This window comes from Streptomyces sp. NPDC055815, from assembly GCF_053616475.1.
In genome coordinates this window covers 21,987-48,673 of sequence record NZ_JBSHDU010000018.1, presented here as the reverse complement: position 1 = coordinate 48,673, position 26,687 = coordinate 21,987, and the positions used below count along the sequence as shown (strand labels likewise).

General features: G+C 73.4%; 23 protein-coding genes and 1 pseudogene. 8 read left to right on the top strand and 16 right to left on the bottom strand.

Features of this window, described 5'->3' with window-relative positions:
* Window position 1: 1 nt before the first annotated feature.
* Complete coding sequence (locus ACWGN5_RS14475) at window positions 2–874, bottom strand: Fpg/Nei family DNA glycosylase (protein WP_453514723.1); 873 nt, start codon at window positions 872–874, stop codon at window positions 2–4.
* Window positions 875–935: 61 nt separating this feature from the next.
* On the opposite strand from ACWGN5_RS14475, the gene ACWGN5_RS14470 reads away from it, so the two are divergent.
* The 3 genes from ACWGN5_RS14470 (at window position 936) to ACWGN5_RS14460 (ending at window position 4,634) form a co-directional block, all read left to right on the top strand.
* The gene (locus tag ACWGN5_RS14470; protein ID WP_453514721.1) at window positions 936–1,607 is read left to right on the top strand and encodes a response regulator transcription factor; all 672 of its coding nucleotides are present in this window, start codon (window positions 936–938) and stop codon (window positions 1,605–1,607) included.
* Window positions 1,604–2,896: a sensor histidine kinase gene (locus ACWGN5_RS14465; RefSeq protein ID WP_453514719.1), complete on the top strand. Its 1,293-nt coding sequence runs from the start codon at window positions 1,604–1,606 to the stop codon at window positions 2,894–2,896. The genes ACWGN5_RS14470 and ACWGN5_RS14465 overlap by 4 nt, the downstream gene beginning before the upstream one ends.
* 91 nt (window positions 2,897–2,987) lie before the next feature.
* Complete coding sequence (locus ACWGN5_RS14460) at window positions 2,988–4,634, top strand: alpha/beta hydrolase (protein ID WP_453514716.1); 1,647 nt, start codon at window positions 2,988–2,990, stop codon at window positions 4,632–4,634.
* Here ACWGN5_RS14460 and ACWGN5_RS14455 read toward each other — a convergent pair.
* The 3 genes from ACWGN5_RS14455 to ACWGN5_RS14445 all read right to left on the bottom strand — a co-directional run bounded on the left by ACWGN5_RS14455 (window position 4,618) and on the right by ACWGN5_RS14445 (window position 9,410).
* The gene (locus ACWGN5_RS14455) at window positions 4,618–5,997 is read right to left on the bottom strand and encodes a wax ester/triacylglycerol synthase family O-acyltransferase (protein ID WP_453514713.1); all 1,380 of its coding nucleotides are present in this window, start codon (window positions 5,995–5,997) and stop codon (window positions 4,618–4,620) included. The genes ACWGN5_RS14460 and ACWGN5_RS14455 overlap by 17 nt on opposite strands.
* Window positions 5,998–6,136: 139 nt before the next feature.
* Complete coding sequence (locus tag ACWGN5_RS14450; protein WP_453514710.1) at window positions 6,137–8,224, bottom strand: SpoIIE family protein phosphatase; 2,088 nt, start codon at window positions 8,222–8,224, stop codon at window positions 6,137–6,139.
* 49 nt (window positions 8,225–8,273) lie between these two features.
* On the bottom strand, window positions 8,274–9,410 hold the full coding sequence (locus ACWGN5_RS14445; RefSeq protein ID WP_453514708.1) for a DUF6777 domain-containing protein: 1,137 nt from the start codon (window positions 9,408–9,410) through the stop codon (window positions 8,274–8,276).
* 203 nt (window positions 9,411–9,613) lie between these two features.
* Here ACWGN5_RS14445 and ACWGN5_RS14440 point away from each other — a divergent pair, with 203 nt between their 5' ends.
* From ACWGN5_RS14440 to ACWGN5_RS14430, 3 genes are read left to right on the top strand one after another with little or no spacing between them, the layout of a single operon-like run.
* Window positions 9,614–10,579, top strand: a complete 966-nt coding sequence (locus ACWGN5_RS14440) for a YndJ family protein (RefSeq protein WP_453514843.1) — start codon at window positions 9,614–9,616, stop codon at window positions 10,577–10,579.
* Window positions 10,576–11,124: a DUF1990 family protein gene (locus ACWGN5_RS14435; RefSeq protein ID WP_453514706.1), complete on the top strand. Its 549-nt coding sequence runs from the start codon at window positions 10,576–10,578 to the stop codon at window positions 11,122–11,124. Before ACWGN5_RS14440 ends, ACWGN5_RS14435 begins: the two co-directional genes overlap by 4 nt.
* A 22-nt stretch (window positions 11,125–11,146) precedes the next feature.
* Window positions 11,147–12,574, top strand: a complete 1,428-nt coding sequence (locus ACWGN5_RS14430; RefSeq protein WP_453514704.1) for a lipase maturation factor family protein — start codon at window positions 11,147–11,149, stop codon at window positions 12,572–12,574.
* Between the two features lie 59 nt (window positions 12,575–12,633).
* Here the strand turns inward: ACWGN5_RS14430 and ACWGN5_RS14425 are convergent, their stop codons facing one another.
* The 3 genes from ACWGN5_RS14425 to ACWGN5_RS14415 form a co-directional block, all read right to left on the bottom strand.
* Window positions 12,634–12,804 carry a hypothetical protein gene (locus ACWGN5_RS14425; protein WP_453514701.1) on the bottom strand — a complete coding sequence of 57 codons (171 nt, stop codon included), beginning with the start codon at window positions 12,802–12,804 and terminating at the stop codon, window positions 12,634–12,636.
* A gap of 290 nt (window positions 12,805–13,094) precedes the next feature.
* Entirely contained in the window at window positions 13,095–14,579 is a 1,485-nt protein-coding gene (locus ACWGN5_RS14420; protein WP_453514699.1) for an SDR family NAD(P)-dependent oxidoreductase, read from the bottom strand.
* A gap of 60 nt (window positions 14,580–14,639) precedes the next feature.
* On the bottom strand, window positions 14,640–15,362 hold the full coding sequence (locus ACWGN5_RS14415) for a (2Fe-2S)-binding protein (protein WP_453514696.1): 723 nt from the start codon (window positions 15,360–15,362) through the stop codon (window positions 14,640–14,642).
* A 232-nt stretch (window positions 15,363–15,594) separates the two neighbouring features.
* Between ACWGN5_RS14415 and ACWGN5_RS14410 the strand changes: the two genes are divergently transcribed.
* Window positions 15,595–16,581 carry a DMT family transporter gene (locus ACWGN5_RS14410; protein ID WP_453514693.1) on the top strand — a complete coding sequence of 329 codons (987 nt, stop codon included), beginning with the start codon at window positions 15,595–15,597 and terminating at the stop codon, window positions 16,579–16,581.
* On the opposite strand, the gene ACWGN5_RS14405 is transcribed toward ACWGN5_RS14410, so the two are convergent.
* The 7 genes from ACWGN5_RS14405 to ACWGN5_RS14375 form a co-directional block, all read right to left on the bottom strand.
* Window positions 16,462–17,814, bottom strand: a complete 1,353-nt coding sequence (locus ACWGN5_RS14405) for a transglycosylase family protein (RefSeq protein WP_453514691.1) — start codon at window positions 17,812–17,814, stop codon at window positions 16,462–16,464. The two genes, ACWGN5_RS14410 and ACWGN5_RS14405, sit on opposite strands and share 120 nt — an antisense overlap.
* A gap of 112 nt (window positions 17,815–17,926) precedes the next feature.
* Entirely contained in the window at window positions 17,927–18,115 is a 189-nt protein-coding gene (locus ACWGN5_RS14400) for a hypothetical protein (protein ID WP_453514689.1), read from the bottom strand.
* Window positions 18,116–18,264: 149 nt separating this feature from the next.
* On the bottom strand, window positions 18,265–18,690 hold the full coding sequence (gene panD, locus ACWGN5_RS14395; RefSeq protein WP_453514687.1) for an aspartate 1-decarboxylase: 426 nt from the start codon (window positions 18,688–18,690) through the stop codon (window positions 18,265–18,267).
* A gap of 443 nt (window positions 18,691–19,133) precedes the next feature.
* Complete coding sequence (locus tag ACWGN5_RS14390) at window positions 19,134–19,415, bottom strand: TSUP family transporter (RefSeq protein WP_453514841.1); 282 nt, start codon at window positions 19,413–19,415, stop codon at window positions 19,134–19,136.
* 65 nt (window positions 19,416–19,480) lie between these two features.
* Entirely contained in the window at window positions 19,481–20,020 is a 540-nt protein-coding gene (locus ACWGN5_RS14385) for a hypothetical protein (RefSeq protein ID WP_453514685.1), read from the bottom strand.
* A gap of 144 nt (window positions 20,021–20,164) precedes the next feature.
* Complete coding sequence (locus tag ACWGN5_RS14380) at window positions 20,165–22,900, bottom strand: Ig-like domain repeat protein (protein WP_453514683.1); 2,736 nt, start codon at window positions 22,898–22,900, stop codon at window positions 20,165–20,167.
* Window positions 22,901–23,088: 188 nt separating this feature from the next.
* Window positions 23,089–23,490 (bottom strand): hypothetical protein, encoded by a 402-nt coding sequence (locus ACWGN5_RS14375; RefSeq protein WP_453514680.1) that lies wholly within the window; start codon window positions 23,488–23,490, stop codon window positions 23,089–23,091.
* Between the two features lie 60 nt (window positions 23,491–23,550).
* Here ACWGN5_RS14375 and ACWGN5_RS14370 point away from each other — a divergent pair, with 60 nt between their 5' ends.
* Window positions 23,551–23,787 (top strand): hypothetical protein, encoded by a 237-nt coding sequence (locus tag ACWGN5_RS14370; protein ID WP_453514678.1) that lies wholly within the window; start codon window positions 23,551–23,553, stop codon window positions 23,785–23,787.
* 43 nt (window positions 23,788–23,830) lie between these two features.
* Here ACWGN5_RS14370 and ACWGN5_RS14365 read toward each other — a convergent pair.
* A pseudogene (locus ACWGN5_RS14365) lies at window positions 23,831–23,976 on the bottom strand (aldo/keto reductase); the annotation flags it as partial.
* Between the two features lie 63 nt (window positions 23,977–24,039).
* Complete coding sequence (locus tag ACWGN5_RS14360) at window positions 24,040–26,664, bottom strand: RICIN domain-containing protein (protein WP_453514675.1); 2,625 nt, start codon at window positions 26,662–26,664, stop codon at window positions 24,040–24,042.
* Window positions 26,665–26,687 lie beyond the last annotated feature (23 nt).

Sequence of the window (26,687 nt, the reverse complement as noted above, 5' to 3'; positions counted from 1 at the left end):
TCTATTTGAGGAGCTTCGACAGGCGGCGGTCGGCGAGGACCTTCCCTCCGGTCTGACAGGTGGGGCAGTACTGGAGGGAGGAGTCGCTGAAGGAGACCTCGCGGATGGTGTCGCCGCAGACCGGGCAGGGTTCGCCGGTGCGGCCGTGGACGCGCAGGCCGCTCTTCTTCTCCGCCTTGAGCTTGCCGGCGGCGAGGCCGTGGGAGCGTTCGACGGCGTCGTGGAGGGTGGTGCGCATCGCCGTGTACAGGCCCGCGGTCTCCTCCGGGGTGAGGTTCTGGGTGGGTTTGAACGGGGACATCTTCGCGACGTGCAGGATCTCGTCGCTGTAGGCGTTGCCGATGCCGGCGATGAGGCTCTGGTCGCGCAGCGCGCCCTTGATCTGGCGTCGTTCGCCGGCGAGCAGCGCGGCGAACTCCTCCGCGCCGAAGTCCTCCGCGAGCGGGTCGGGGCCGAGGCGGGCGACGCCCGGCACGTCCTGGGGGTCGTGGACGAGGTGGACGGCGAGGCGTTTGGTGGTGCCGGCCTCGGTGAGGTCGAAGCCGTCGCCTCCGGTGAGGGCGGTACGCAGCGCCAGCGGGCCCTTGCCTGGCTTCGGGGGTCCCGAGGGCAGCGGGTCCTGCCAGCGGAGCCAGCCCGCGCGGGCCAGGTGGATCAGGAGGTGGAGTTCGCCCGCGGCACCGGTGGTGGTGAGGTCGAGGAACTTCCCGTGCCGGCCGACGGCGGTGAACTCGGCGCCCTCGACGGCGCTCAGCGGCGGGTCGTACGTCTTCAGGACGCTGATCGCGACGGGCAGGACGCGGGCGATCTCCTTGCCCACCAGGTGCGTGTCGAGGAACGCGCGGAGCGCTTCCACCTCGGGGAGTTCGGGCATGGCTCCACCCTGCCGCACCGGGGATCGGGGCGCTCGCCGGACACCCTTTATGGTTTCGGGCGTGCGTGTACTGCTCGTCGAGGACGACGAAGACCTCCGGTTCGGGGTGGCCGCCGCTCTGCGGGCCGCCGGGCTCGCCGTCGACGAGGCCGCCGATCTGCCCCGCGCCGACGAGGCGCTGTTCGTCACGGCGTACGACTGCGCGGTCTTCGACCGGATGCTGCCGTCCGGGGACGCCGCCGCCTATGTCGACGGGCTGCGGCGCTCCGGGCGTCACGTGCCGGTCCTGTTCCTGACCGCGCGCGACAGCGTGGCGGACCGGGTGGAGGGCTTCGCGAGCGGCGGGGACGACTACCTCGTGAAGCCGTTCGCCGTGCCCGAGCTGGTCGCCCGGGTGCGCAGCCTGTGCCGCCGGTCCGCGGTCGTACGGCCGCCGGTGCACCGGATCGGTGACCTGGAGATCGACACCGCCCGCCGGCACGTCCGCCGCGCCGGGGTGCTGCTCACGCTGACGAGCCGGGAGTTCGCGGTCCTCGAGGTCCTCGCGGCCCGCTCCGACCAGGCGGTCTCCCGCGCCGAGCTGATCGAGAGCTGCTGGGACGAGATGGCCGAGCCGCAGTCGAACGTCCTGGAGGTGCTCGTCTCCCAGCTCCGCCGCAAGCTCGGGGAGCCGCCGCTGATCCACACCGTGCGCGGGGTCGGCTACCGGCTCTCGCACGAAGACCCCCGATGAGACGCGCGTCGCGGCCGCTCACGCCGACGGCCCGCGTCCTGCGGCTGCGCCGGCGGATCAGTCTGCTGTTCGCGCTGACCAGCGCCGTGGGCCTGATCGCGATGGCGGTGCTCGCCGTGCGCAGCGACAGCGGCCGCTGGCGGGAGCAGCTCGATCACACGATGGACGCGGACACGAGCTGGGCCCTGGGGCTCCTGGAGACCGACGAGGGCGGGCGGCTGGTCCTGGACGTCCTGGCGGACTCGGTGGACACCGCGTGCCCGCCGCTGACCGTGCTCCTCGTGGACCCGGCCGCCCCGGACCGGCTGACGGTCGAGCACGCGCCGCCGAAGCCGTGCCTGGCCGTGAGCCGGGACGTCGTCCTGGACGCGGGCCGTGCGGCGGTGCGGGCCGACGGCGTCCGGGCCTTCGACGGGCGGACGACGGGCGGCGATCCGGTACGGGTCTTCGCGCAGCCCTTCTACGCGCCGGAGGCGGCCGACGACGCGGCGCCGCAGGGCGTGCTCGTGACGGTGGCCGACGCGACCGCCCCACGGGACGAGCACCGGCGGCTCGTCCGGCTGGTGGCGGGCGGCTGCGCGGTGCTCGTCCTGCTGTCGGCGGCGGTCGGTCACCTCCTGTCGGGCCGTGCGGTCCGGCCCGCGCTCGCCGCCCTGGACCGGCAGGAGGCCTTCCTCGCGGACGCCGCGCACGATCTGCGGACCCCGGCCGCCTCGCTCCGGACGCTCGCCGAGACGGCGCTGCGCGGCGAGACGGACAGCGCGGACGTGCACCGGCGCACGCTGCGGCTCGCGGAGGGCATGGGCCGGCTCGTCGACGGGCTCCTCACCCGGGCCCGTCTGATGTCCGGTACGGCGGCGGTGGCGCGGCAGCCGCTGCGTCTGGACCAGCTGGTCGAGGCCGTGGTGGAGGAATCCGCCGGGGAGGGCCATCGCGTCCGGGTCGAGGCCGAGGCGACGGTGGTGGTCGCCGACCCCGATCTCGTACGCCGTGCCGTCGGCAATCTGCTGGACAACGCGCTCGCGCACGGCCACGCGCCGGGCGTTCCGGCGGAGGTGCTGCTCACGGTGGGCCGGGACGGCACGCTGACGGTCGAGGACGCGGGCCCGGGCCTTCCGGAGGAGGTGGCGGGCGCGCTGTTCGAGCGGTTCCGCAGCGGATCCGGGTCCACCGGCCTCGGTCTGTCGATCGCCTCCTGGGTGGCGCACGCGCACGGCGGCGCCCTCACGGCGGGGCGGTCGGCGGCGGGCGGGGCGCGGTTCGTGCTGCGGCTGCCGACCCCGGACTGACCGGGGCCCCGTCCGCGACGGAACCGTCCTCAGCAAATCCTCAGCATCCTTGCGTGATCCTTCCCCGGACCGACCATCCAGGGGAGTTTCCGTGTTCCGCTCCACCGCCCGCCGCCGGGCCCTCGTCCTCGCCCTCGCCGTCCTCGGCACCACCTCCCTGGCCGCCTGCACGGCCGGGCCGGGCCAGGACGGGAACCGGCCCCGCCCCTCGGCCTCCCCCGCCGACCCGGCCGCCCGCCCGGACCTGCGGCGCTTCTACGGCCAGAAGCTCGTGTGGCGGCCCTGCGGCGACGTCCGGTGCGCGACGCTCACCGTGCCCAGGGACTACTCCCGTCCCGGCGACGGCAAGACCTTCGTGCTGCCGGTGGCGAAGGCGGCGACCGCGCTCCCGGGGAAGCGCCTCGGCTCGCTCGTCCTCAACCCCGGCGGCCCGGGCGAGCCCGGCGCCAAGCTCGTCCAGGACGGTGTGGCCGACGAGATCGGCCGGGGCGTGCGCGACCGGTTCGACGTCGTGTCCTTCGACCCGCGCGGTGTCGGCGGGAGCAAGCCGGCCCTGACCTGCCGCACCGCGGACGAGCCCGAGTCCGCCGACGGGACGCCGACCGACCACGGGACCGAGGCCGCCGACGAGACGCCGCTCCACCCCCGTACGGACGCCGAGCGCGCCGAGGCGCTGGCGGATGCGCGGGCGCAGGCCGCCGCCTGCCGGAAGGCCAGCGGCCCGCTGCTCCCGCACGTCGGGACGGAGGACGCGGCCCGGGACCTGGACGTGCTGAGGGCGGCCCTCGGCGAGCGCGCGCTGACGTACGTCGGCTGGTCGTACGGCACGAGCCTGGGCACCTCGTACGCCGAGCAGTTCCCGCGCCGCGTACGGGCGATGGTCCTGGACGGGGCGGTCGATCCGTCCCTGGACTGGCGGCAGCGCGTCCTGGGCCAGTCGACCGGGTTCCGGGACGCGGTCGACGCGTACGCCGAGTCCTGCGCCGACGTGGTCGGCGAAGGCTGCCCCGGCGGGTCGCCCGAGGAGATACGCGCCCTGATCGACCGGCTGCTCGAACGGACGCGGCGCGCACCGCTGACGGTCGAGGGCTCCGAGGAAGGTCTCGGTGCGACGGGCCTGGTCAGCGCGCTCAGCCTGTCGATGTACACGCCGGAGGCGCAGTGGGAGGGCCTGTCGGCGGCGCTGCGCGCGGCGGAGGGCGGCGACGGTACGCAGCTGGCGGCCCTGGCGGCGGGCGAGGAGGAGGCCCCCGACGAGGACGCCGATGCCGACGCCGACGCCACCCCCGATGACCAGGAGGGGACGGCGGGCGACGTTCCCGAGGACAACAGCGAGGCCGCCCTCATCGCGGTCAACTGCCTCGACGTCCCCCACCCGCGCGACGCCCAGGCCTACTGGGACGCGCTGGCCCCCGCCGACAAGGCCGCGGGGGTGTACGGCACGTCCGGGGTGACGAGCGAGCTGGTCTGCAAGGACTGGCCCGCCGGCACCCAGCGGCCGCACCGGGTGCGGGCGCCGGGCGTTCCGCCGGTCCTCGTCGTCGGTACGGAGGGCGATCCGGCGACGCCGTACGAGGAGGCGGTGAGCCTGGCGCGCCAGTTCCCCGGCGGCATGCTGCTGTCCCTCCGGGCCCCCGGGCACACCGGTTACGGCCGCGACGCCTGCGTCGACGCGAAGGTCGAGGCGTACCTGGTCTCACTCACGAAGGTCCGCCCCGGCACTATGTGCGCGCCGTAGCCTCCGCGGGGACGAGCGGGTCGAGCAGGTCGAGCTCGGCGGTGAGCGCGGCGGCGAGGGCGGCGAGGTCGGGGACGGCCTCGCCGTCGGCGACGAGGCCGATGTGGACCTGACCGCCGTACGGGGACATGGCGAGGGCGAGGGACTGGCCGCGGGCGAGCGGGGCCATGGGGAAGAGCGCGCGGAGCGGGGCGCCGCCGAGGGAGAGCGCGGAGCGCGGCAGCGGCACCTGGGTGACCAGGAGGTCGAAGAGGAGCCGGGCGGCTCCGGCGGCGAGGGGGGCGCCGAAACGGTGGGCGAGCGGGTGCAGCTGGTCGGCGAGGAGGGCGACGGCGCCCGCTCCCCGGAAGGGTCCCGCGGCCTTGTTGCGGTCCATGGCGGCCCGGACGGCGGCGAGCCGGGAGGCGGGGTCGGCTTCGGTGACCGGCAGGTCGAGGAGGTAGCCGGAGAGGCAGTTCCCGGGTCCGGCCGGGCCGCCGGGGCGGCGGCGGGAGACGGGGACGAGGGCCCGGGGGTCGGCGCCGGGCAGGGGCAGGCCGCGTCCGTCGAACCAGCGGCGCAGGGCGCCGGCGACGAGGGCGAGGAGGACGTCGTTGGCGGTGCCGCCGGTGGTGCGGCGGATCCGGTGGACGCGGTCGAGGGGCAGGGTGGCGGTGGCGATCCGGCGCGTGCCGCTGGATTCGGCGGCGAGCGGGCCGGTGGGGCGCGGGTCGAGGTGGCCCGCGCGGGCGACGGAGGAGCCGACGACCGAGGCGCCGACCTCGACGGCCCGGCCGAGGTCGCCGAGGCGGTCCCGGGCGATGCCGATGAGGCGGCCGGGGCCGGGGAGCCAGGAGCGCGGGGGGACGGGGCGGACGCGGCCGGAGGGACGTCGTCCCGCGGCGATCTCGTCGAAGATCCCGGCGCCGATGGCGACGGCCCGCATGCCGTCGGCGAGGGCGTGGTGGAGTTTGACGAGGACGGCGAAGGAGCCGTCGGGGGCGCCGCTGAGCAGGTACATCTCCCAGGGCGGGAGGCCGCGGGCGACGGGACGTTCCATGAGTTCGGCGGCGAGCCGGGCGGTCTCGGCGGGGAAGTCGGTGCCGGGGAGGGTGATCTCGTGGACGTGCCGGCGTACGTCGAAGTCGGGGTCGGCGCTCCAGGCGGCGCCGCCGACGGGGAACAGGACGTCGCGGACGCGCATCCGGAGGCGGGGGACGGCGGCGGCGCGCCGGGCGAGGAGTCCGAGGATGTCGGCCGGTTCGTTCCCGGCGGTGGCGGGTGGGGGGCCGAAGTGGGCGAGGGCCCCGAGGTGCAGGGGGTGTTCGGTGGATTCGAGGTGCCAGAAGGCCAGGTCCAGGGGTGCCAGTAGCTCGCTGCTCACAGTGTCCTCTTGTCCGGCGGTGTCCTGCGGTGTTCTGCGGTGTACTACGACGTGTCCTACGCGGGGAGGTGGCGAAGGAAGTCAATCGCGTACCGTCAGTTACGGTCAAGTACGATCAGTTCACGCTCAGTTAACAAGTTCAGCGCTCCACGGTGAACTCGCACCACACGCACTTGCCGCCACCCCGTGGTTCCACGCCCCACGCGTCGGAGAGCCGGTCGACCAGGAGCAGTCCGCGACCCGACACGCCCGCGTCCCCGGCCTCGCGGCGCCGGGGCAGCGCGCTGGACCGGTCCTCCACCTCGACCCGCAGCCGGCGCGGGGGACCGGTGAGGATCCGCAGGGTCACGATCGCTCCCCCGTCGGTGTGCATCAGGGCGTTGGTCATCAGCTCGTCGGCGACCAGCTCGATCTCGTCGGCGCGCTCCCCCGCGCCCCAGGCCCGGACGGCGGCCCGGATCATGTGCCGGGCGGAGCTCAGCGCCTCCGGGTCGTTCTGGGCCACGTGCTGCTGGAAGCGGCCGGTGCCCCGCGGGTGGTACGTGCCGTGGCGGCGCAGCAGCAGGATCGCGACGTCGTCCTCGCCGCCCCGGTCGGCCACGACGTCGCACAGGTGGTCGGCGAGGTGCTGGAGGTCGGCGGGGCCGCGCCGGACGAGCGAGGAGAGCCACTGGAGGCCCTCGTCGAGGTCGGCGCCGGGCTTCTCCACGAGCCCGTCGGTGTAGAGCATCAGCGTCTGGCCGGGGTCCAGCTCCAGGGTGGTCACCGGATAGTCGAGGCGGCCGAACTCCGCGGACAGCCCGAGCGGAAGGCCGCCCTCCACGGGGAGTCTGCGGCAGCCGCCGTCGATCTCCCGGATCAGCGGGTCGACATGGCCGGCCCGCACCACCTGGACGACTCCGGTGCCGAGGTCGACCTCCGCGTACGTGCAGGTGGCGAAGCGTTCGGTGTCGAGTTCATGGAGGAAGACGGAGGCGCGGGCCATGACCGTGGCGGGCGGGTGGCCCTCGGCGGCGTAGGCGCGCAGCACGATGCGCAGCTGGCCCATGACGGCCGCCGCGTGGGTGTCGTGGCCCTGCACGTCGCCGATGACGCAGCCGACCCGGCCGCCGGGCAGCGCGATGACGTCGTACCAGTCGCCGCCGATGTCCCGGCCTAGCCGCGCGGAGCGGTAGCGGACGGCCGTCTGGGCGCCGGGCACCTCGGGGATCCGGCGGGGCAGCATCGCCTGCTGGAGCCCTTCGGCGAGGTCGTGCTCCTGCTCGTAGAGCATGGCCCGCTGGAGGCTCTGGGCGATGCTGCTGCCGAGGGCGACGAGCAGGGTCCGCTCGTCCTCGCTGAAGCCGGTCTTGTCGCTGTAGAGCAGGCCGAGCGCGCCGATGGGGCGGGCCTGGGCGATGAGCGGCAGATAGGCGGCCGCGGTGATGCCGAGCCCGCTGATGTGCGGCCAGAGCACGGGGAAGGACTCGGCGAAGTCGCGGGCCGAGTCGATGAACCGGGGGCGCAGGGTCCTGATGACCTCGCTCATCGGGTACGGCTCGTCCACCCGGGTGAACCGGGTGCCCGGCACGAAGGCCCCGTCGGGCCCCTCGGCGACGAGGTGGATGCGCCCGGCTTCGAGGAGGCCCATGACGAGGCTGGCGGCGCCGAAGTGTTCCAGCGCGTGCGAGTCGTTGAGCAGGTCGATGACGTCCTGCACGGTCCGGGCGTAGGCGAGGGCCGCCGTGGTGCCCTCGACGACCCCGGCGCGCTGTCTGCGCCCTTCGTCGAGGCCGAGCCGGGCGGCGGACTCGGTGAGTTCGTGGGTGGCGTCGCGCAGGATGCCGATGATGCGGACGGGCCGGCCGGCCTCGTCGCGGTGGACGAGGCCCTGGGTGTGGGTCCACTGGTGGCTGCCGTCGCGGCGGCGGATGCGGAAGTACGCGCCGTACTGCTCGCTGCCGTCCTTGAGCGCCTGGGCGACGAGGGCGTCGAGGCGGCTGCCCTCGTCGGGCAGCACGCGCGGGCCCAGGCTCTCGGGCCGGCCGTCGTACTCCTCGGGGTCCATGTCGAAGACGTCGAGGGCGGCCGGGTCCATGGCCATGGTGCCGGTGAGCAGGTCCCAGTCGAATCCGCCCATCCGGAAGGCGGAGCCGTAGTCGGCCAGGATCCGTGTGCCGCTCTCCGGTGCCTCCGGCGCACGGCCGAGCCGCACGATCGCCTCCCCGCCCCCGCTGCCCGCACTCATGGGGCCACGCTAGGCGCAGCCCCGCCCGGCCGCACCAGGAAGATCCGTTTCACCCTTGGAAGGTCTCCGGCTGGTCGGGCACGGGACCGGCCGGGAAGAGCTCGTCGGGCGGCAGTTCGCCGTCGGGGACGGCGGGGGGTTCCGCGAACGGGTCGGGGACGGGCTCGGTGTACGGGTCGGGGTACGGCTCCGTGGACGGATCGGGGGCGGTCGGCGCCGTCGGCTCGGTGCTCGTGTCGGGGATGTCGTGGTGCGGGCTCGTGGGCGCCGGCCGGAGGGGGTCCGTGGAGCCGGGCGGCGGCGGCACGGGGGCCGGGGAGGCGGGGTCCGGGGAGGTGGGCCGGTCGGGGCCGGTCGGGTCGGGCGTGCCGGCCCCGGCGAGGGCGCAGGCGTCGGGGTCGCAGGCGGGCTCCACGTCGGGCTTCCGGTCCTCGGCGCCGTCGCTGCCGGTCTGCCGCTCGATCCAGGTGCGGTCGGTGGTGTTCACGATGACCAGGCTGCCGAGGACGGAGCTGGTGGGCTTGACGGTGATCACGCGGTCGGGGTCGAAGCCCTCCCAGGCCTCTCCCTGGTGGATGCCGCTCCGGTCGGCGGCGGGGCTGCGGAGGGGGTTGCCGCAGGCGCAGCGGACGCGCGGGGCGCCGTACTGGTCGACGAGGACCGACGTACCGGTCTGCAGGACGGCCTGGAAGGGGCGCGGCTTGCCCTCGCGGTAGCCGTGGTCGGTGACGCGGACGTCGGCGCGCAGGGCGACCGGGGTGAGCCCGCGGAGCCAGTCGGCGACGTGGGACTCGGGGATGCCGGCCGCGTCGGCGAACGCACGTGTCTTGGCCTGGTCCGCGGCCAGGAGGGCGACCTGCTGTTCGACGTCGCAGCTGCCGACGGCGCGGGTGCCGCCGTAGAGGCCGGGGGTGGAGCCGGTGACCTCGCGGACCTGCTCGGCGCCCTCGGCCGGCGGCCGGTTCGAGGCGGCGGGCGGTGCGGTGTTGCGGACGGTGGAGGCGGTGAAGGGGTCGGGGCCGTGGGCGCCGAGCGCCTGGAGGAAGACGTCCTCCTGGACGGGGGCCGCGGCGGGTTCGCCGGCGGCGCCTTCCCACACGGAGTCGCAGCCCGTGAGCAGCAGGGCCGGGACGAGCGCCGCGGCCGCGAGGCCGGTTCGCCGCGTCCGGCGGAGGGATGAGCGCACCTGGTTCTCCCGACTTTCTCTCCCCGGGCCCGGCGCCCGGTGTGCGGCCAGTCCTTCATGTCTGTCGCAGTGCGTAGGGGCCCGCAAGCGGAGCGCAGCCGACCGGGTCCGTCGCGCCGGGGACTTGAACACGTTCAAGAGAGGCCCTACGCTCGGCCTGTCAGTTGAACGTGTTCAAGTGGGGGTGCTGACGTATGACCGCGCTGTCGGTCCTGGTGGGTTCGGTCGTGATGATCGGCATGTTCTGGGTCGTACCGACGGGGCTCGCGCTCCTCGACGGCCCCCGGCCGCCCGGCTGGGACCCGCTCCGCCGCGCCTGGCCCCTGCTCGCCGTCCCGGGAGCCGTGTCCCTCTGGCTCCCCCGGTCCGGCCTCGCCGCCGCGCTCGCCGGCGTCTACGCCCTCGCGACCCTGGCGCTGGCGCTCCAGGCCCCGGCCCGGCTGATGCTGACCCGCTCGCTCCGGCCGAGCGAGATCGCCGTCCTCTCCGCCCTGACCGCGCCGTCCGTCGCCGGTCTCGCGCTCGTCGCGGAGCGGGCCTCGTACCCGCTGTTCGGCTTCGACCTCGACATCCTCGCGCTGACCGTCCCGCACTTCCACTTCGCGGGCTTCGCCGCCGCCCTGGTCGCCGGGCTCGTCAGCCGGGCCTCCGACGGTCCCGCCGCCCGCCTGGCCGCGCTCAGCGTCCCCGCCGGCACCCTGCTCGTCCTGCTCGGCTACTTCGTCGACGACTGGGCCGAGCTCGCGGGGGCCGTCGTCCTGACGGCCGGCATGGCCGCGGTCTCCGTGCTGACCCTGCGCGAGCGCCGCGAACTCGCCGCCGACCGCCTCACCCGCGGGCTGCTCGCCGTCTCCGCCCTGGTCCTCGCCGTCACCATGCTGCTCGCGCTCAGCTGGGCGCTCGGCGAGGCCACCGGTCTCCCCCACCTCTCGCTGACCTGGACGGCCGCCACGCACGGCCTGGGCAACGCCCTCGGCTTCGCCGTCTGCGCGCTCCTCGCCAGGCGCCGCCTGCGGACGGACGGCACGGTCCGGTCGCTCTCGGCCGGCCCGGAGACCGACCGCACGATCCGGACCGACCGCACGACCCCGCCCCTCCCCACCCGCCCGCAGACCGACCGCACGATCCCGACCCTCCCCGCCCGCCCCCGAACGGAGCTCCCGGCATGACCCGCCTGATGGACAGCCTCGCCCGGCCCGCCCACCGCCCGAGCCTCACCTACCGCGAGGTCGGCACCACCCGCACCCCGGAGGCCCTCCCCGACGGCTACCACCACCTGCGGCACAGCGCGGTCGTCGGCCACGGCCGGGCCGCCTTCGAGACCGCCGGGGCGGCCGTCACCACCTGGCGGATGCACCGCGCCTCCGGAGCGGGCGTCCACGCCGACACCGACCGCGCCGAGCCCGGCGCCCGCCTGAAGGTGTCGCTCGGCGCCGGCCCGCTCCGGTTCGGCGTCCCCTGCGAGGTGATATGGACGGCGTACGAGGAGCACCGCATCGGCTTCGCCTACGGCACCCTCACCGGGCACGCGGAGTGCGGCGAGGAGTCCTTCGTCGTGACCCTCGACCCGGACGGCACGGTCCGCTTCACGGTCACCGCCTTCAGCCGCCCCGCCACCTGGTACACCCGCCTCGCCGGGCCCGTGATCCCGCGCCTTCAGCACGCCTACGCCCGCCGCCTCGGCCGGACCCTCGCGCGTCTCGTCAGGACGTGACCCCGGGCCGATACTGGTGGTGATGGAGTGGTTCACCGCACCCGACCTGTGGCTGGGCCGGATCGTCTTCCAGCGGGGCCTGGCCGGGCTGTACTGCGTGGCGTTCCTGTCGGCAGCCCTCCAGTTCCGGGCGCTGATCGGCGAGCGCGGCATGCTCCCCGTACCGGAGTACGTGCGCAGGACCGGCCCGCGCCACACGCCCTCGCTCTTCCACTGGCGTTACTCCGACCGTCTCTTCGCGACCGTCTCCTGGTCGGGCTTCGGCCTCGCGCTCGCGCTCGTCGCGGGCGCCGGGGACGCCGTGCCGCTGCCGGTCTCGATGCTGCTCTGGCTGGTGCTGTGGGGGCTGTACCTGTCCATCGTGAACGTGGGCCAGACCTGGTACTCCTTCGGCTGGGAGTCGCTGCTCCTGGAGACCGGGATCCTCGCCGTCTTCCTCGGCAACGACGACACCGGGCCGCCCGTCCTCGTCCTGTTCCTGCTGCGCTGGCTGCTCTTCCGGGTCGAGTTCGGCGCCGGGCTCATCAAGATCCGCGGCGATCCCTGCTGGCGGAACCTGACCTGCCTCTACCACCACCACGAGACCCAGCCGATGCCCGGCCCGCTGAGCTGGTTCTTCCACCACCTGCCCCGCCCCCTGCACCGGGTGGAGGTGGCCGCCAACCACGTCGTCCAGCTGTTCGTCCCGTTCCTGATCTTCGCCCCGCAGCCGGTGGCCACGATCGCGGCCGGCCTGATGGTGGCGACCCAGCTGTGGCTGGTGCTCTCCGGCAACTTCGCCTGGCTGAACTGGCTCACGATCGTGCTCGCGCTCTCCGTCGTGGACGCCTCCCCGGTCGTCGGCGAGCACCCCCAGCCGGATCCCCCGCTCTGGTACGTGGTCACGGTCGTGGCGGTGACCGCCTTCGTCCTGGTACGGAGCTACCGCCCGGCGCGGAACCTGCTCTCCAAGCACCAGGCGATGAACCGCTCGTACGACCCGTACCACCTGGTCAACAGCTACGGGGCCTTCGGCACCGTCGGCCGGATCCGGGACGAGATCGTCGTCGAGGGCACCGAGGACCACGTGCCGCACCCCGGCACGGTGTGGCGGGAGTACGGCTTCAAGGGCAAGCCGGGCGATCCGCGCCGGCTGCCCCGGCAGTTCGCCCCCTACCACCTGCGGCTCGACTGGCTGATGTGGTTCGCCGCGCTCTCCCCCGGGTACGCGCGCGAGTGGTTCGGGCCCTTCGTCGAGCGGCTCCTCGAGAACGACCGGGACACCCTGCGGCTGCTCGCCCACAACCCGTTCCCGGACGCGCCACCGGCCCTCGTCCGCGCCCGGCTCTACCGCTACCGGTACACGACCTGGCGCGAGCTCCGGGAGACCGGGGCCTGGTGGCACCGGACGCTGGTACGGGAGTACCTGCCGCCGATCCGCCTGCGGGAACCCACCGACACCAGCCGCTGAACGCGCCGGTGCCCCCGGGCCGCGGACGGCCGGGGGCACCCGGGGGTGAAGCGAAGAGATCAGTCGATACCGGGCAGGATGTGGGGCTCGGCGAGGTCCTCCTCGTAACCCGCGAGCCGGATCGGGGCCGCGTGGGCCCACACCTCGAGGCTGCCCAGCTCGCCGTTGCGGCGCGGCCGCTCGGTACGTTCGGCCGGTCGCGGTTCCTGCTTCGTCAGTTCGGGTGTCACCGCGCACTCCTTTGTGTCGCGTCAATGTGGGAGAGGTGCCGGGCGGTCGCGGTGGCGCCGTTTGTGGCGGGACCGCGGCCTTGGTGGCAGGCCTGTCCCGGGAAGGCCGTGAGGAATGTGTGTCTCCTCGGTGGCCGACCGTGTGCCTCAGATTAACCAAATGAGCACGCATGCGCTCTACCGGGCTCCAAAGTGTGATGCGATCGAGTGAATGGAGCCGAAAAAGCGCCCCACCGGGCCGGTGGGGCGCTCTTGTCAGGACCGCGGGACCCGCGGTACTGCGGGGTCTCCTACCAGTTGGCGGGCGCGTAGTCCTTCAGGAAGCAGCCGTACAGGTCCTCGCCCGCCTCGCCGCGCACGACCGGGTCGTACACCCGGGCGGCGCCGTCGACGAGGTCGAGCGGGGCGTGGAAACCGGCCTCGGCGAGGCGCAGCTTGTCGAAGTGGGGACGCTCGTCGGTGATCCAGCCGGTGTCGACCGAGGTCATGAGGATGCCGTCGGTCTCGAACATCTCCTGGCCACTGGTCCGCGTCACCATGTTCATCGCGGCCTTCGCGGCGTTGGTGTTCGGGTGGCCGGCGCCCTTGTAGCCGCGGCTGAAGACGCCCTCCATCGCCGACACGTTCACGACGTAGGCACGGCCGCTGGCCGCCTTCTTCGCCGCCTCGGCCATGCTCGGCCGCAGCTTGCTGATCAGGATGAACGGCGCCGTGTAGTTGCACAGCTGGGTCTCGAGGAGCTCCACCGGGGAGATCTGCTCGATGCTCTGCACCCAAGTGTTGGAGTCGACGACGTCGGGCACGAGGCCGCCGGCGTCGATGGCGGTGCCGTCGAGGTGCTTGGCGATGGTGGCGTTGCCCGCGACCAGCGCGAGGTCGGCGACCTGCTGGGCCTCCAGGTCACGCACGCCGGCGGGCAGCTCGGACGAGCCGACGAGCTCGCCGACCGCGCCCGAGTTGAACGCGCCGATGACGTGGTGGGCGGGGAGCTCGCCCGCGGGCAGGGGGGCGTCCTCGCCCTCGACGAGCGCGGCGTACGCGGAGGGCAGCCGGCGCACGGTCTGCGTCGCGTTGTTGATGAGGATGTCGAGCGGGCCGGCCTCGGTCATCTGGTCGGCGAGCGCCACGGCCTGGGCGGGGTCGCGCAGGTCGATGCCGACGACCTCCAGGCGGTGCATCCAGTCCGCGGAGTCCTCCATCGCCTTGAAACGGCGGATGGCGTCCTTGGGGAAGCGCGTGGTGATGGTGGTGTGGGCGCCGTCGCGCAGCAGCCGCAGCGCGATGTACATGCCGATCTTGGCGCGGCCGCCGGTGAGCAGGGCGCGCTTGCCGGTGAGGTCGGCGCGGGCCTCCCGCTTGGCCCGGTTCTCCGCCGCGCACTTCTGGCAGAGCTGGTGGTAGAAGTAGTCGACCTCGACGTACCGCGTCTTGCAGACGTAGCAGGAGCGCGGGCGCTGGAGTATCCCCGCGATCCGCCCCTCCTCGGTGACGGAGCTGGGCAGCAGGCCCTCGGTCTCGTCGTCGATGCGCTGCGCGGAGCCGGTGGCCGTGGCCTCGGTGACCGCCTTGTCGTTCGCGGTCTTCGCGGCCCGGCGCTCCTGACGGCGGCGCTGCTTCACGGTCCGGTAGATCCCGGCGGTGGCGCGCCGGACGGCGATCGCGTCCGGGTGGTCGACCTCGATCTTGTCGAGCTCGTCGAGGACGCTCAGGCAGACGGCCAGGCGCTCGGGGTCGATGCCCGGGCCGTAGTCCTGGAATTCTTCGGTCACCGTCATGGCCTTCGGGTTCCTCGTTCGCTCGTACGTCGCCGCTCGCGGGCTTTCAAAGACCCAACTTTACGGAGCGGGGGGCCGCGCCTCCAAACCCGTTCGGGGAGCGTGGTCGAAGACACAGTCGCCGCACAGCCCGCCGCCCGGGGCCCGGTAGTAGAGGCAGCAACTGGTGCGGCGCAGCCGGGGGCCGCGGAGGGTCCCGGCGAGGTCCGGGTGGTCCAGGAGGCCGGAGACCAGGACGGCGGCCCGCTCGGCCGCCTCCGGACGCCCGTGGGCGCGCGACCAGCGGATCAGCTCGCGCAGGGCGCCCGCGAGGGCGGAGCCGGCGTTGCCCCAGAGGAGCCGCGGGGAGACGTTCCCGTCGCGGCGCAGGGCCGCGTGCAGCGGGACGAGATGGGCCTCCTGGACGGCGGCGCGCAGTTCGTCCACGGTCCCGGGGCGGGTCTCGGTGCCGGCCCACCACAGGTCGTCGGGCGCGGTCGACGCCCCGTCCCAGTACAGCTCGGCGGGGTCGAGGCGCGGGAAGCGGCCGTGCAGCGCGGCGGGGCCGAGGGCGGTGGACCAGAGCCGGGCGGCGAGCCCGAGGTGGGCGACGGAGGCCCCGACGCGCCGTTCGGGGGCCCCGATCCGGGCGGTGACGTGGTCCACGCGCGCGGTGAGGGGGCCGTCCTCCCCCGCGTACAGGCGGGCCAGCGGGCGGTGCGCGCCGCCGGCCGCCGGGGCGGTGGTCCGCAGGACGAAGAAGCCGCCCGGCGATCCACCGTCACCGCTCGTGCCGAGATCCATGTCCGTACGCCCCCCGCCCGGGATTCCTGTCGCCCGGCCTCACCGTAACTTCTCCGCGGGGTCCCGGAGAGCCGCCCCCGGCCGGCCGGAAAGGCCGCTTTGCACCCGTTCCGACCTGCGCGGGTGTACATCCGAGGTCGTATGCGCGGGCCGTGTACTGCGTCGGCGGTATCCGCGAAGACGTCCCCTGGTACGACGACGTGAACGGCCGGGAAGAGAGATCGTGGAAGGTATGAGCCCACTCATGCTGTCCGTCGCCCTGGCCCTGGCCTCCGCGGTCGCCTACGCGGCCGCGGCGATCGTGCAGGAGCGCGTCGCGGCCTCCGCCGCCGGCCCGCGCTACGCGCCGCTGCGCAGCCCTGCCTGGTGGGTGTCCGTCCTGCTGAACGGCGTCGGCGCGAGCCTGCACGTCGCCGCCCTGGCGTACGGGCCGCTCAGCCTGGTCCAGCCGCTGGGTGCGCTCACCATCGTCTTCGCGCTGCCCATGGCGGCCCTGTTCGTCGGCCGCAGGGCCGGGGGGCGGGCCTGGCGCGGTGCGCTGATGGCCACCGTGGGCCTCGCGGGACTCCTCAGCCTCACCGGCGGTGCCGAGGCCCGGTCCCTCTCCGACGGGGAACGCTGGCTGCTCGCGGGCACCACCTTCGCCGCGGTGGCCGTCCTCTTCACGGCCGCGCACCTGGTGGGCCGGTCCGTCCTGCGCAGCGTCGTGCTCGCCGCGGCCGCGGGCGTCTCCTTCGGCATGGCCTCGGTCCTCACCAAGTCGGTGGCCGAGGAGTGGACGGCCTCGGCCCCGCTCGCCGAGTGGACGGGGCTGCTCGTGCTCTCCGCGTTCGCGGTGACCGGCCTGCTGCTCTCCCAGGCCTCGTACCGGGGCGCGGGCCTCGCCGCCCCGCTGGCCACCGTCACGGTGGTGAACCCGGTGGTCGCGGCGGCGGTCGGCGTGACGCTGTTCGGCGAGAGCTTCCGCTACGGCGCGGCGGGCACCGTCGCCGCGCTGATCTGCGGCGCGGTCGCCGCGGGCGGCCTCGTCCAGCTCACGCTCGACCGCATGACGGTCCCGCCGGAGTCGCTCTCGGTGTCATCGGACCGCTCGGTCGCGTCAGAGGGAGACTCCCCGCGCCCTGAGGTAGGCCAGGGGGTCGATGTCGGAGCCGTACCCGGGACCCGTCCGAACCTCGAAGTGGAGGTGCGGTCCCGAGCTGTTGCCGGTCGATCCTGAGCGGGCGATGCGCTGACCGGCCTGCACCCGCTGGCCCTCGCGGACGGTGAGGGCGGAGAGGTGCCCGTACTGGCTGTAGCGGCCGTCGTCGTGGCGGATGACGATCTGGTAGCCGTACGCGCCGCCCCACCCGGCGGAGACGACCCGGCCGCCGGCGACGGCCTTGACCGAGCTGCCGGTGGGCACGGGGAAGTCGACTCCGGTGTGGTAGCCGCTGGACCAGGAGGAACCGCGGGTGCCGTACCGGGTGCCGATGTCCGCGGAGACGGGCGCGGAATAGGAGGCGGCGGCCGGCTTGGTGGCGGGCTTGTGGACCTGCTGGGTGGCCGGCTTCGGGGCGGGCTTGTGGGCCGGCCTCGGGGTCGCCGCGGACTTGGGGGGCGCGGTCTTGGGAGGCGCGGTCCTGGGGGGTGCGGTCCTGGGGGGTGCGGCCTTGGGGGGTGCGGCCTTGGCCGCTCGCGGGACGGCCTTCTGCGCGGTCTTGGGCGCGGTCTTGGGCGCCGCCTTCTCCGCGGTCTTCCCTGCGGCCTTCTCCGCTGCCTTCTCCTCGGCCTTCTTCGGCGCCGTGATGCGGAGGGTCAGGCGCTGGCCGGGGAGGATGAGGTCGGGGTCGTCGCCGACGACCGGCCGGTTGGCCTCGTACAGGCGCTGCCAGCCGCCCTTGACGTGCTCGTCCCGGGCGATCTTCGACAGGGAGTCGCCGGGCGTCACCGTGTACATCTCGCGCACGGTGGGCACGGTCGTCGGGCTCGCGCTCCGCGCCGGCTGTTCGGGCAGGAGGCGCTGGCCCGGCACGGAGGCCGTGCGGACGTCGTTCCCGCCGGCGCGCCCGGGGGCGGCGCCGGGCGTCTCGCCGCCCCGGGCGAGCCCCGCGCGGGGGCCGCAGGACGGCCAGGCGCCGGGCCCCTGGCCCTTGAGGACGCGCTCGGCGATCGCGATCTGCTGGTCCTTGGAGGCGAGGTCGGCGCGCGGGGCGTAGTGCGTGCCGCCGTACCGCTCCCAGGTGGACTGGGTGAACTGGAGGCCGCCGAAGTAGCCGTTGCCCGTGTTGATGTGCCAGCTGGAGGAGGACTCGCAGGACGCGACCTTCTCCCAGACGTCGAGCGAGGCGGCCTGTGCGGCGCCCGCGCCGATCAGCGGCAGCGCCATTCCGGCGCCTCCCGCCGTGACGGTGAGCGAGGCACGGTTGATCCGGCTCGGCTGGTGGCGGCGGTGACGTCCGCGTACGGCCATGGGCCCCCCTTGAACACAGCAGCAGCCGTCCAAGTTAGGGGTGGTGCACGCTCCGTGACAAGGGCTTGCGCGAAACCTCAAGCTCCTTGTGTCACCTCCGCGTTGGATCCGGTCAGCCGCCGGCGGGGCCGGGTTCGGGCTGAGGCTCGGGTTCCGGTACGGGCCCGCCCGGCTGCGGCACCGGGGTGGGTGACGGATCCGGCGGGACCGGCACCGGGTTCGGCGGGGGCACGGGCGGCGGCGAGGGAACCGGCGGCGGGATCGGCGACGGCGGCAGCGGCTCGGGGGAAGGGTGGGTCATGACGGACCTCCCGGTCGACGGGACCCCTGGCGCGGAGACTCCGCCGCACGGGGCCTTACGGGGGCTCCCTCTCCAGGGTCGCCCCACCGCCCCGGCCGCGCCCGCCGGATCCCGGCCCCTCGGGGAGGAGCCGGGCGGACCGGGCGGGCTCAGACCTGGGCGGGCACGGCGTGCGGACTGCGGGCCGTGTCGCTGCCGGGAACGGGCGCGGACGCGTCGCTGCCGAGCTCCACGATGCGGTTGTCGCCGTCGACGTGCACGACGCGCGGCACGAAGCTCCGCGCCTCCGCGTCCTGGAGCTGCGCGTAGCTGATGAGGATCACCAGGTCGCCGGGGTGTACGAGGTGGGCGGCCGCGCCGTTGATCCCGATGACGCCGGAGCCGCGCTCGCCCTCGATGACATAGGTCTCGAGGCGGGCTCCGTTGTCGATGTCGACGATGTGGACCAGCTCGCCGGGCAGCAGGTCGGCGGCCTCCATCAGCTCCGCGTCGACGGTGACGGACCCGACGTAGTGCAGGTCGGCCTGGGTCACGGTGGCGCGGTGGATCTTCGACTTGAACATGGTGCGTATCACTGAGGTACTCCTGGACTAAGGCTCCCTGCCTGCGTTTCTGCAGGTCAAGGGCTGTTTCCACACCCTACAACGAGTCGCGGGTCCAGACAGCTGTCCCCAGGTTCCGCAGGACTCATGCCGACCACCCGCTGACTTTCCTGACGCATCATCAGGCATCGACGGCAGGACGTCGCTCGCCCCACCAGATCTCACCGCGACGACCCCCCAAGGGTACGCAGGACTCCCCCGCGGGCATCCGTGATCACCGTCACCCAGACCGGCCGCCAGCTGATCCACGCCTCTCGAGCACGCCGAGGATGGGGGTCAGCAGCAGGGTCCGGCATGACGGCTCCCCTTGAAGGGGGCGGGGCGCCGCTTCGATGTCTTCGGCGCGCCGGTATGCCTCGCCGGGATGACGGTGATCATGTACGCTCCGCGCGGCCACCGAGTCGGTCGCCCGGGGGTCAGGCCAGGCCCAACCACCAGTCGGGCGCAACGGGCCCGGGGCTCGCCAGGGCCGGCACGGCGTAGGCGGCGGCCCCGGCGATCGAGGTGGTGAAGGTGGCTGCGAGGGTGGCCGGTGCGATGCGTGCCATGGGCAGGCCGCGCGCGGCGAGGAGGGGCCCGAGCAGGGAACCGCCGCCGATCCCGTAGACCCCGCCGACCACCCCGATCGCGAGGGCCGGAGCAGCGAGCCTGCGCGCCGACGGTTCTGCCGCGCCCGGCCGCCGCCGCGCCGGGCACAGGGTGCGCAGGCACAGCCATGGCTGCCGCCCGCAGGGTGACCGACGCGAGACCGACGCGAGAAACTCTAGGACTGATCGCCGATGCCGAGGGCGTGTTCTTTGAGGAACGCGCCCGCGTGGGCCGCCGCTTCCTCTGCGCTCGCGTACGGCGCCCCATCGGCAGCCGCGCCGGATGCTCCATCAGCGCCTCGGCCGGTCCAGCCCCAACCGCCGGAAGGCGACTGCACCAGCTCAGCAGTCCCTCCGAACAGCGCAAGCGTGCTTTTGCCCGCTGTCGCGGGTGCTGGGCGGCTGACGGCATCGGGCCATTTCTTACGGGCGCCCTGCCGGGTGATGCCCCAGACAGCACCCAACTGCTCATAGCTCGCGCCGTAGGAGCCGGCGGTCACCGCCGCCCGCTCCGTGAGCCGCTTGACCTGGCCATCCAGCACCTTCCACGCGGCCAGGACGGACAGCGCCACTTCGACCGGACTCGCGTCCCACATACGGTCGGCGGACAACCCGGTCTCCCGGGCGCGGATGGCCGAGGCCAGGGGGTTCAAGGCGTCGTACAGGGCCCTGTCCAGCTCTGCCTGCTCTTCTGGGGTGATCTCAGAGGCCGTCATGCGACAACCATAGTTCACGAAAAGCCCCGCGTAAACTAGAGTTTCCGCGTATGCATTGATCCGGGGACTGCAGGAGCCGCGAAACGCGATGAAGGCCGCCCCCCAGCATGGGTGGCGGCCTTCACCATGGCTGTCGCCGTACGCCTAAAGGGCTGCGCACTGCCCGCGGCGGCTACCGGTCACGGTGTTCGGGACACCGCGGTTGGTGGGCGGGGGCACGTTGCGGGCGCAGCTGAGCGATCCGCCGATCGTGTTGCCCACGATCGCGGCCCGGTTGTCGATCGGGAACGGTCCGCTGCCTGTGGTGCCGTTCACCTGGACGGAGCCCCGGATGTCGTTGGAGACGAGTTCGGCACCGGCTCTGTTGTCGGACAGTTGCACACCTCCGGTGATCAGGTTGGGCGCGCAGCCGTCGTCGCCGGGGTCGCCCAGGAGGACGAAGCCGGTGGCGCGGTCGACGGCGACGGTTCCGTCGATCAGGCTGTCGCAGATGGCGAACAGGGTGCCGCGCGACGACAGGACGCTGCCGTCGATGGTGGAGTTGCCGATGAACAGTGCACCCTGCGAGATGCCGTGGACCGTGCCGCCCACGTTCGCGTCGATGATGCAGGTGCTCTCGCGGCTGGCGAACACGTCACGGGGGTAGTCGCCGGTGATGGTCCGGGTGCAGGCCACCGTCTGGGTCAGGCTCGCGGCGTCACCGGCCAGGTAGTTCCCGTCCCCGCTGTACTGGGCCGTGATGGTGTGGCTGCCGGGCAGGAGGTTCGCGTGGGTGAGCGTCGCCCGTGCGCAGTTGGTACCGCCGCCAGGGGTCAGTGTTGCAGTGCCCAGCACGGTGGTGCCGTCGCGGAAGGTGACCGTGCCCGTCGGTGCCGACGTGGGGATGGTGCTGGCACCGCTCGGGCAGACGACGGCCGTGAAGGTCACCGGTCGGCCGTACGAGGACGGGTTGGAGCTGGAGGTGAGCGTGGTGACGGTCGGTGCCTTGCTCACCGTCTGGGTGAGGGCGTCGGCTGTGCTGCCCCGGAAGTCCGTGGTGCCGCTGTAGGTGGCGTTCACGGTGTGGTCGCCCACGCTCAGCGTGGAGATCGAGTCCGAGGTGGCCCGGCCGGTCGTCGTGTCGACCGGGACCGCTCCGCCGAGGGCGTTGCCGTCGACGGTGAAGCTCGCGGTGCCGCCGTCCGGTACGGGCCGCACGGCTGCGGTGAACGTCACGGGCTGGCCGTACACCGAGGGGTTGGCCGAGGACGACAGGGAGGTCTCGGTGCGCTGCGGGATGCTGAAGAACAGGGCGTGGATCGGCGGCGATCCGACGGGGTCGCGGCCGCCGGTGTGGCCGGGGAAGGCGCCGTAGAAGGTGTTCCCGACGGCCTTCAGCTGCTGGTAGTCGCCGAGGACACGCTGCCGGGCGCAGTTCAGGTTCGGCGGGTTCGGGTTCGGCGGCTGCGGGCGGGTGTCACAGCCGGTCTGGTCCGTCTGCGGGGACGAGAAGGTCTGCAGCAGGGTGTCGGTGAAGGTGGCTCCCTGGTCGGTGCTGCGGGCCAGGTGCGCGGAGAAGACCGGGAATCCGGCGGTGTTGGTGCCGTCGAAGGTGTCGTACAGCACGCCGATGGTGCCGTTGTCGAGGACCGCGACGGACGGCAGCGCCGCGTCGGTCGACGCCGAGATGTTCACGGCCGCGCCGACGTTCAGTCCGCCCGAGCCGTTGTCGGTGAGCCGGCGCATCCGCAGCTGGTTGTTGCCGGTGGCGGTGTCGGCGCCGTACGCGACGTACACGTCGCCGTTCCTGGGGTCGACGGCCGCGTGGTTGTTGCCGCCGAGCAGTGCGTTGACGCCGCCGAACTTGTAGCCCAGGCCCTGGTTGCTGTTCTCGGTGGCGACGACGATGCCGTTGTTGTCGCCGTTGAGGTTCCAGTTCTGCCCGTTGTTCGTCGACCGGTTGAGCCGCCAGGTGACGCTGACGGGCTGGTTGCGGAGCACGCTGTTGGTCTGGTTGGTGCCGGTCGAGGTCTGGTACAGCGCGTACATCGTGCCGTTGCGCTGGTCCTTGGCCAGACGCAAAGCGCCGTTGGTGACCAGGGGGGTCATGGCGCCCGCGATGTTGTCCCGGCTGACGCCGGCGGGCTGGGACGCCGCCGCGCCGTCGTAGACGGCCACCCGCGCGTCCGGGGCGCCGCCGAAGTCCTGCATGCCGATGTAGGCGTTGTCCTGGTTGGCGTTCGCGGTGTCGCGGTTGACCAGCAACCACGGCTGGTCGGTCCCCGTGCGCGTCCCGCTCGTGGCCTGGGTGGGCGGGTTGCCGAACCACCTCCAGTGCGTCGCGTCGGTCGGGTCGTCCGTCGAGCCCGTCACCACGTGGGACGTGGCGCAGAACGCGGCTGTAGCGGTGGCGGAGCTGCAGGTGAGGAACGCGCCGTGGAGGTTGCCGTTGCGGTCGAAGTCGACCGTCTGGTCGTTCGGACCGTTCGTCGTGTCGGTCAGGCCGTGGAAGGGGATGGTGGCCCGGTTCGTCCAGGTGATGCCGCCGTCGTCGGAGTGGAGCAGATCCGCGTTGCCGCCACCGACTCCCGACCAGGACCCGTTGAACCGCGTGATCACGATCTCGTTGGTGTTGGCCGGGTTGACGGCGATGGACGTTTCGTTGCCGCCGCCGCTGGAGGCCGACGCCGACGCGTCGATGATGGCCACTCCGGGCGTGGCCTGCACGACCTTCTTGAGCGGGCCGGCACTCTTCGAACGGGGCAGTTCGGTGAGGTCCGTCGGGCTGCTGAGCAGTTCCCGGTCGATCGGCGCGGGCGCCGGAGGCGGCGTGTTGGCCCACGCCTGCAGGGGGGCCGTCAGCCCCAGGGTGAGAGTGGCGGCGAGTACGCGGCCCAGCACTGATCGTGACTGTCTGATGCCGGGGCGAGCCGGAACAGCTTTCACGCGCGGATCTCCTCATCGGGAGGTTACGAGACGATCAGCAGCGTGATCACCGTGCGTGAGGAGCGCCAGTGGCAGCCTGTCGCGGACACCCCTTCGCCGATGAACTGCACCCCATCAGCCGAGCCTGAGCGGGCAGCCGTCACTCAGACGGACGGGATGGTCAGCGTCACCGAGACGGTCTCGCCCGCCCGGACGCGTACCTGCGCACCCACGCCGAAGATGTCCTCGGCGATCCGGTACACACCGGGCGGCAGATCGAACCGGAAGCCGCCGTCGGGCGGCGCGCTGACCGTGCTCGCCACCACCCGGCCGCGCCCGTCCCGCGCCCGGACCGGATCGCCGTTCACCGGCACCCAGGCCGGGTCCGCTCCGTCCGAACCGCCTCCGCCGGACCGCGGGTCCCGCCCCGGCGGCCGCACAACCGTGCCGCGTACGGTCCCCGTCGCCGGCTCCGACCCCGGTCCGCAGCCCACGGCCGCTGCGGCCGCGAACAACAGTCCGAACATGACCAGTGCCTTGGTGACCCGGCCGACCCGCGCTTCCATCGCGTTCACCTCCGCCACCAGGTATGCCCGGCGCATCATCGTCCCGAAAACGCCGGAAGTATGACCCAGCATGGGGGCACCCAGTTCGTCGAGCGTGCCCTGCTCACCCGCGCACGGCACGCAGCCGACCGGATCACCGCGTACACCGAGGACCCGGCGAACACCGTCCACCAGCTGATCACGGGCGGACGCAGAGCCCTGGCCGACCTCACGGCGGTCCACCGCCGCCGGCAGCAGGCCACCCGCGCGCCCGCGGAACCGGACACCCCGTCATCTCACGCGCCGACCCCAGGGTGAGAGTGGCGGCGAGTACGCGGCCCAGCACTGATCGGTTCGTCCGGTTGGCGAGGTCGTCGCCGCCGAGGTCGGCCGGCTCCAGCAGCCGGCCGACCTTGGTGGAGATGACGCACTCGTCGCGGGTAGGCCGCGCAGGGCGTCGCCCAGACGCCGCTCGGACAGTCCGAGGCCGTCGTGCGGGGCCGTGTTGCGGCAGTCTGTTGGCGATCGCGCGTCAGCTCACGTCGAACGCGAGTGCATCCAGTATCGGGGTCAGGAGGGGTCGCCGTACTGGAGGCCGCGGCCGTTGGTGCCGATGTAGACGCGGCCATAGGTGTCCGGGTCGCCGGTGATGACGCCGACGCCACCGATGCTGCCCCACTGGTGGGCGTCGTCGTTGACGCGGAGCCAGGTGGCGCCCTTGTCGGTGGACCGGAAGACACCGGTGACGTCCTTCACCGTGCCGATCAGGTACAGGGCCTGGTAGGAGGCGCCGGGTGCGGCCTTGCCGAAGCCGAGGGCGGAGGCGGACTTCACCGTGGTGAGCGCGGTGAAGCTGCGGCCGCCGTCGGTGGAGTGCAGCAGCCCCTGGCCGCCGCCGGCGATCCACAGGTCCCCCGCGACGCCGGGGACGGCGGTAAGACGGCCGGAGGGCAGGTTGCCGGCGCGCGGGCTGAAGGTCGCTCCGCCGTCGGTGCTGGCGTGGAGCGTGCCACCGGCCAGCGAGTAGAACGTCCTGGCCGAGGAGCGGTCGGCGACGACGACGGCGTCGGTGCCCAGTCCGCCGACCTTCGACCAGCTCGCCCCCTTGTCGGTCGAGCGGTACGGGGCCTGACCGGCCTGGGTCCACAGGATCGTGGAGCCGTCCGCCGCGAGCGCGACATGGCCGTCCTGGGCGCCGGCCACGGGCTCGGCCCTGAAGCCGCTCCAGCTGGTGCCGCCGTCGGTGGAGTAGGCGCCGTCCTGCGCGCCGCCCCGGCCGACGCGGACCATCATCGAGGGCGCCGACTGGGCGAAGTCGATGTCGGTGCTGTTGGTCATCATCGGGTTGTCCAGCCGCCCGGCGGGCACCTTGGTCAGGTCGTCGTGGCGGAAGCCGCCCTGGTCGCCCATGGCGGTGACGACAGCGGCACCGCCGGGCGGGGCGATCGCGTCCATCAGCGCGGTCTCCTCGAGGCCGCGCGCGCCCGCGGTCCAGTGGCTGGTGCCGCCGCTGTCGGTGGCGTTGGCGTCCTTGCTGCGCCAGATGCCGTTGCCGGTGCCGTACAGCACGTGCCCGGAGTCGAAGGGGTCGATGGCCAGGGCGGTCATCCAGTGCCCGGTGTGGGTGCCGACGTAGGGAGCGGCGGAGGCGTTCCGTACCGACTTGTCCGCCAGTGCCTTCCAGGTCGTGCCGCCGTCGGTGGTGCGGCAGATCTCGTCCTCGGGCCACCAGCGGTCGAGGGTGGTGACCATCACCGTGGACGGCCGGAGCGGGTCGACGGCCAGGCCGGAGAACCCGTAGCCGCCCTGGGACGGGGAGACGTTCTTCCACGTTCCGCCGGCCGGTGCGTACTTCCAGACCGAGCCCGCCGTCACGCCGTTGGGTCCGAGGGCGTTGGTGTACGTCAGGTACAGCGAGCCGTCTCCGGAGAGCACGCCGTGCTGCGGCAGCTGGCCCGTGGGCTGGCCGGGGACGGCCTGCCAGGTGCCGCCGCCGTCGGTGGAGCGGTACAGGGAGGTGGATTTGTCGGCGACGCCGACGTAGACCGTGTTGCTGCCGGCCGGGCCGTACGTCACGAAGGAGATGCCGCCACCGCTGCTCGCCCCGTCCTTGACGGGGAACGAGGAGACCTGCCGCCATGTCACACCGCTGTCCGTGCTGCGCCACAGGCCGTTCTTGCGGGTGCCGAGCAGCAGGGTGCGGTTGTCCGAGGGGTCGATCACCAGCCGCTCACCGGCCCCGCGACCGTCCTCGTTGCCGCCCAGCTTGAACGGCAGGTCGGTGCGCTGGAAGGTGCGGCCACGGTCGGTGGAGCGCAGGATCGCGCCGTTGCCGGCCCAGTCGTTGGTGTAGGTGCCGGTCGCGAGGTAGAGGCGGTTCGGGTCCACGGGGTCGGTGGCCACCGCGTCGATGCCCAGCAGGTTCCAGTCCTTCTCGCCGAGCGAGTCGGTCAGCGGGATCCACTGCTCGGCCGCGGCGTCCCAGCGGTAGGCGCCGCCCATGTCGGTACGCGCGTACAGCAGCCCCCTCTCCCGGGGGTTGAACACCAGCCCGGTGACGTAACCGCCGCCCACCACCTGGGCGTTCTTCCACGCGTACGGTCCGGTTCCGGTGGCCGGGGCCTCGGCCGTCTTCACCAGCTTCCACTGCTGGTTGGTGCTGCCATGGCCGCCGTACTGGATGACCGCCGCGCCGTCGGCCGTGGAGCCTCCGGAGACGTCCAGGACCTGGCCGCTCCTGCGGGAGGTGAAGGTGACGGCGTCGGTACCGCCCACCTCGTCGATCCGCCACTCCTGGGAGGCGGAGGAGCTGTCGGTCTGCTGCTCGGCGGCAGCCGCCTGCGCGGTCGAATCGCCGGCTATGCCGAGCACTTTGCCGCTGTTGCGGTTCACCAGCTCGTAGTAGCCGTCGCCGGTGGACCGCAGCCTCCACTGCTGGTTGGCCGTGTTCTGGTCGGTCCACTGCTGGATGCGGGTGCCGTCGGCGGTGGAGAAGGCGTTGACGTCCAGCACCTTGCCGCTGCGCACGGAGACCAGTTTGTAGTAGGCACTGTCGTCGACCGTCGCGGCCTGCGAGTCGTCCTGCACGAACAGGAGGTACGGCACGACGGTGGCGGGCACACCGAGCAGCAGAACGGTGGCGGTCCTGCGGCGGCGGTGACGTCCGCGGCGCCCGGCGTTGGTGGGGTTGTTCATGGGGGGTGTTTCTCCTTGTGGAA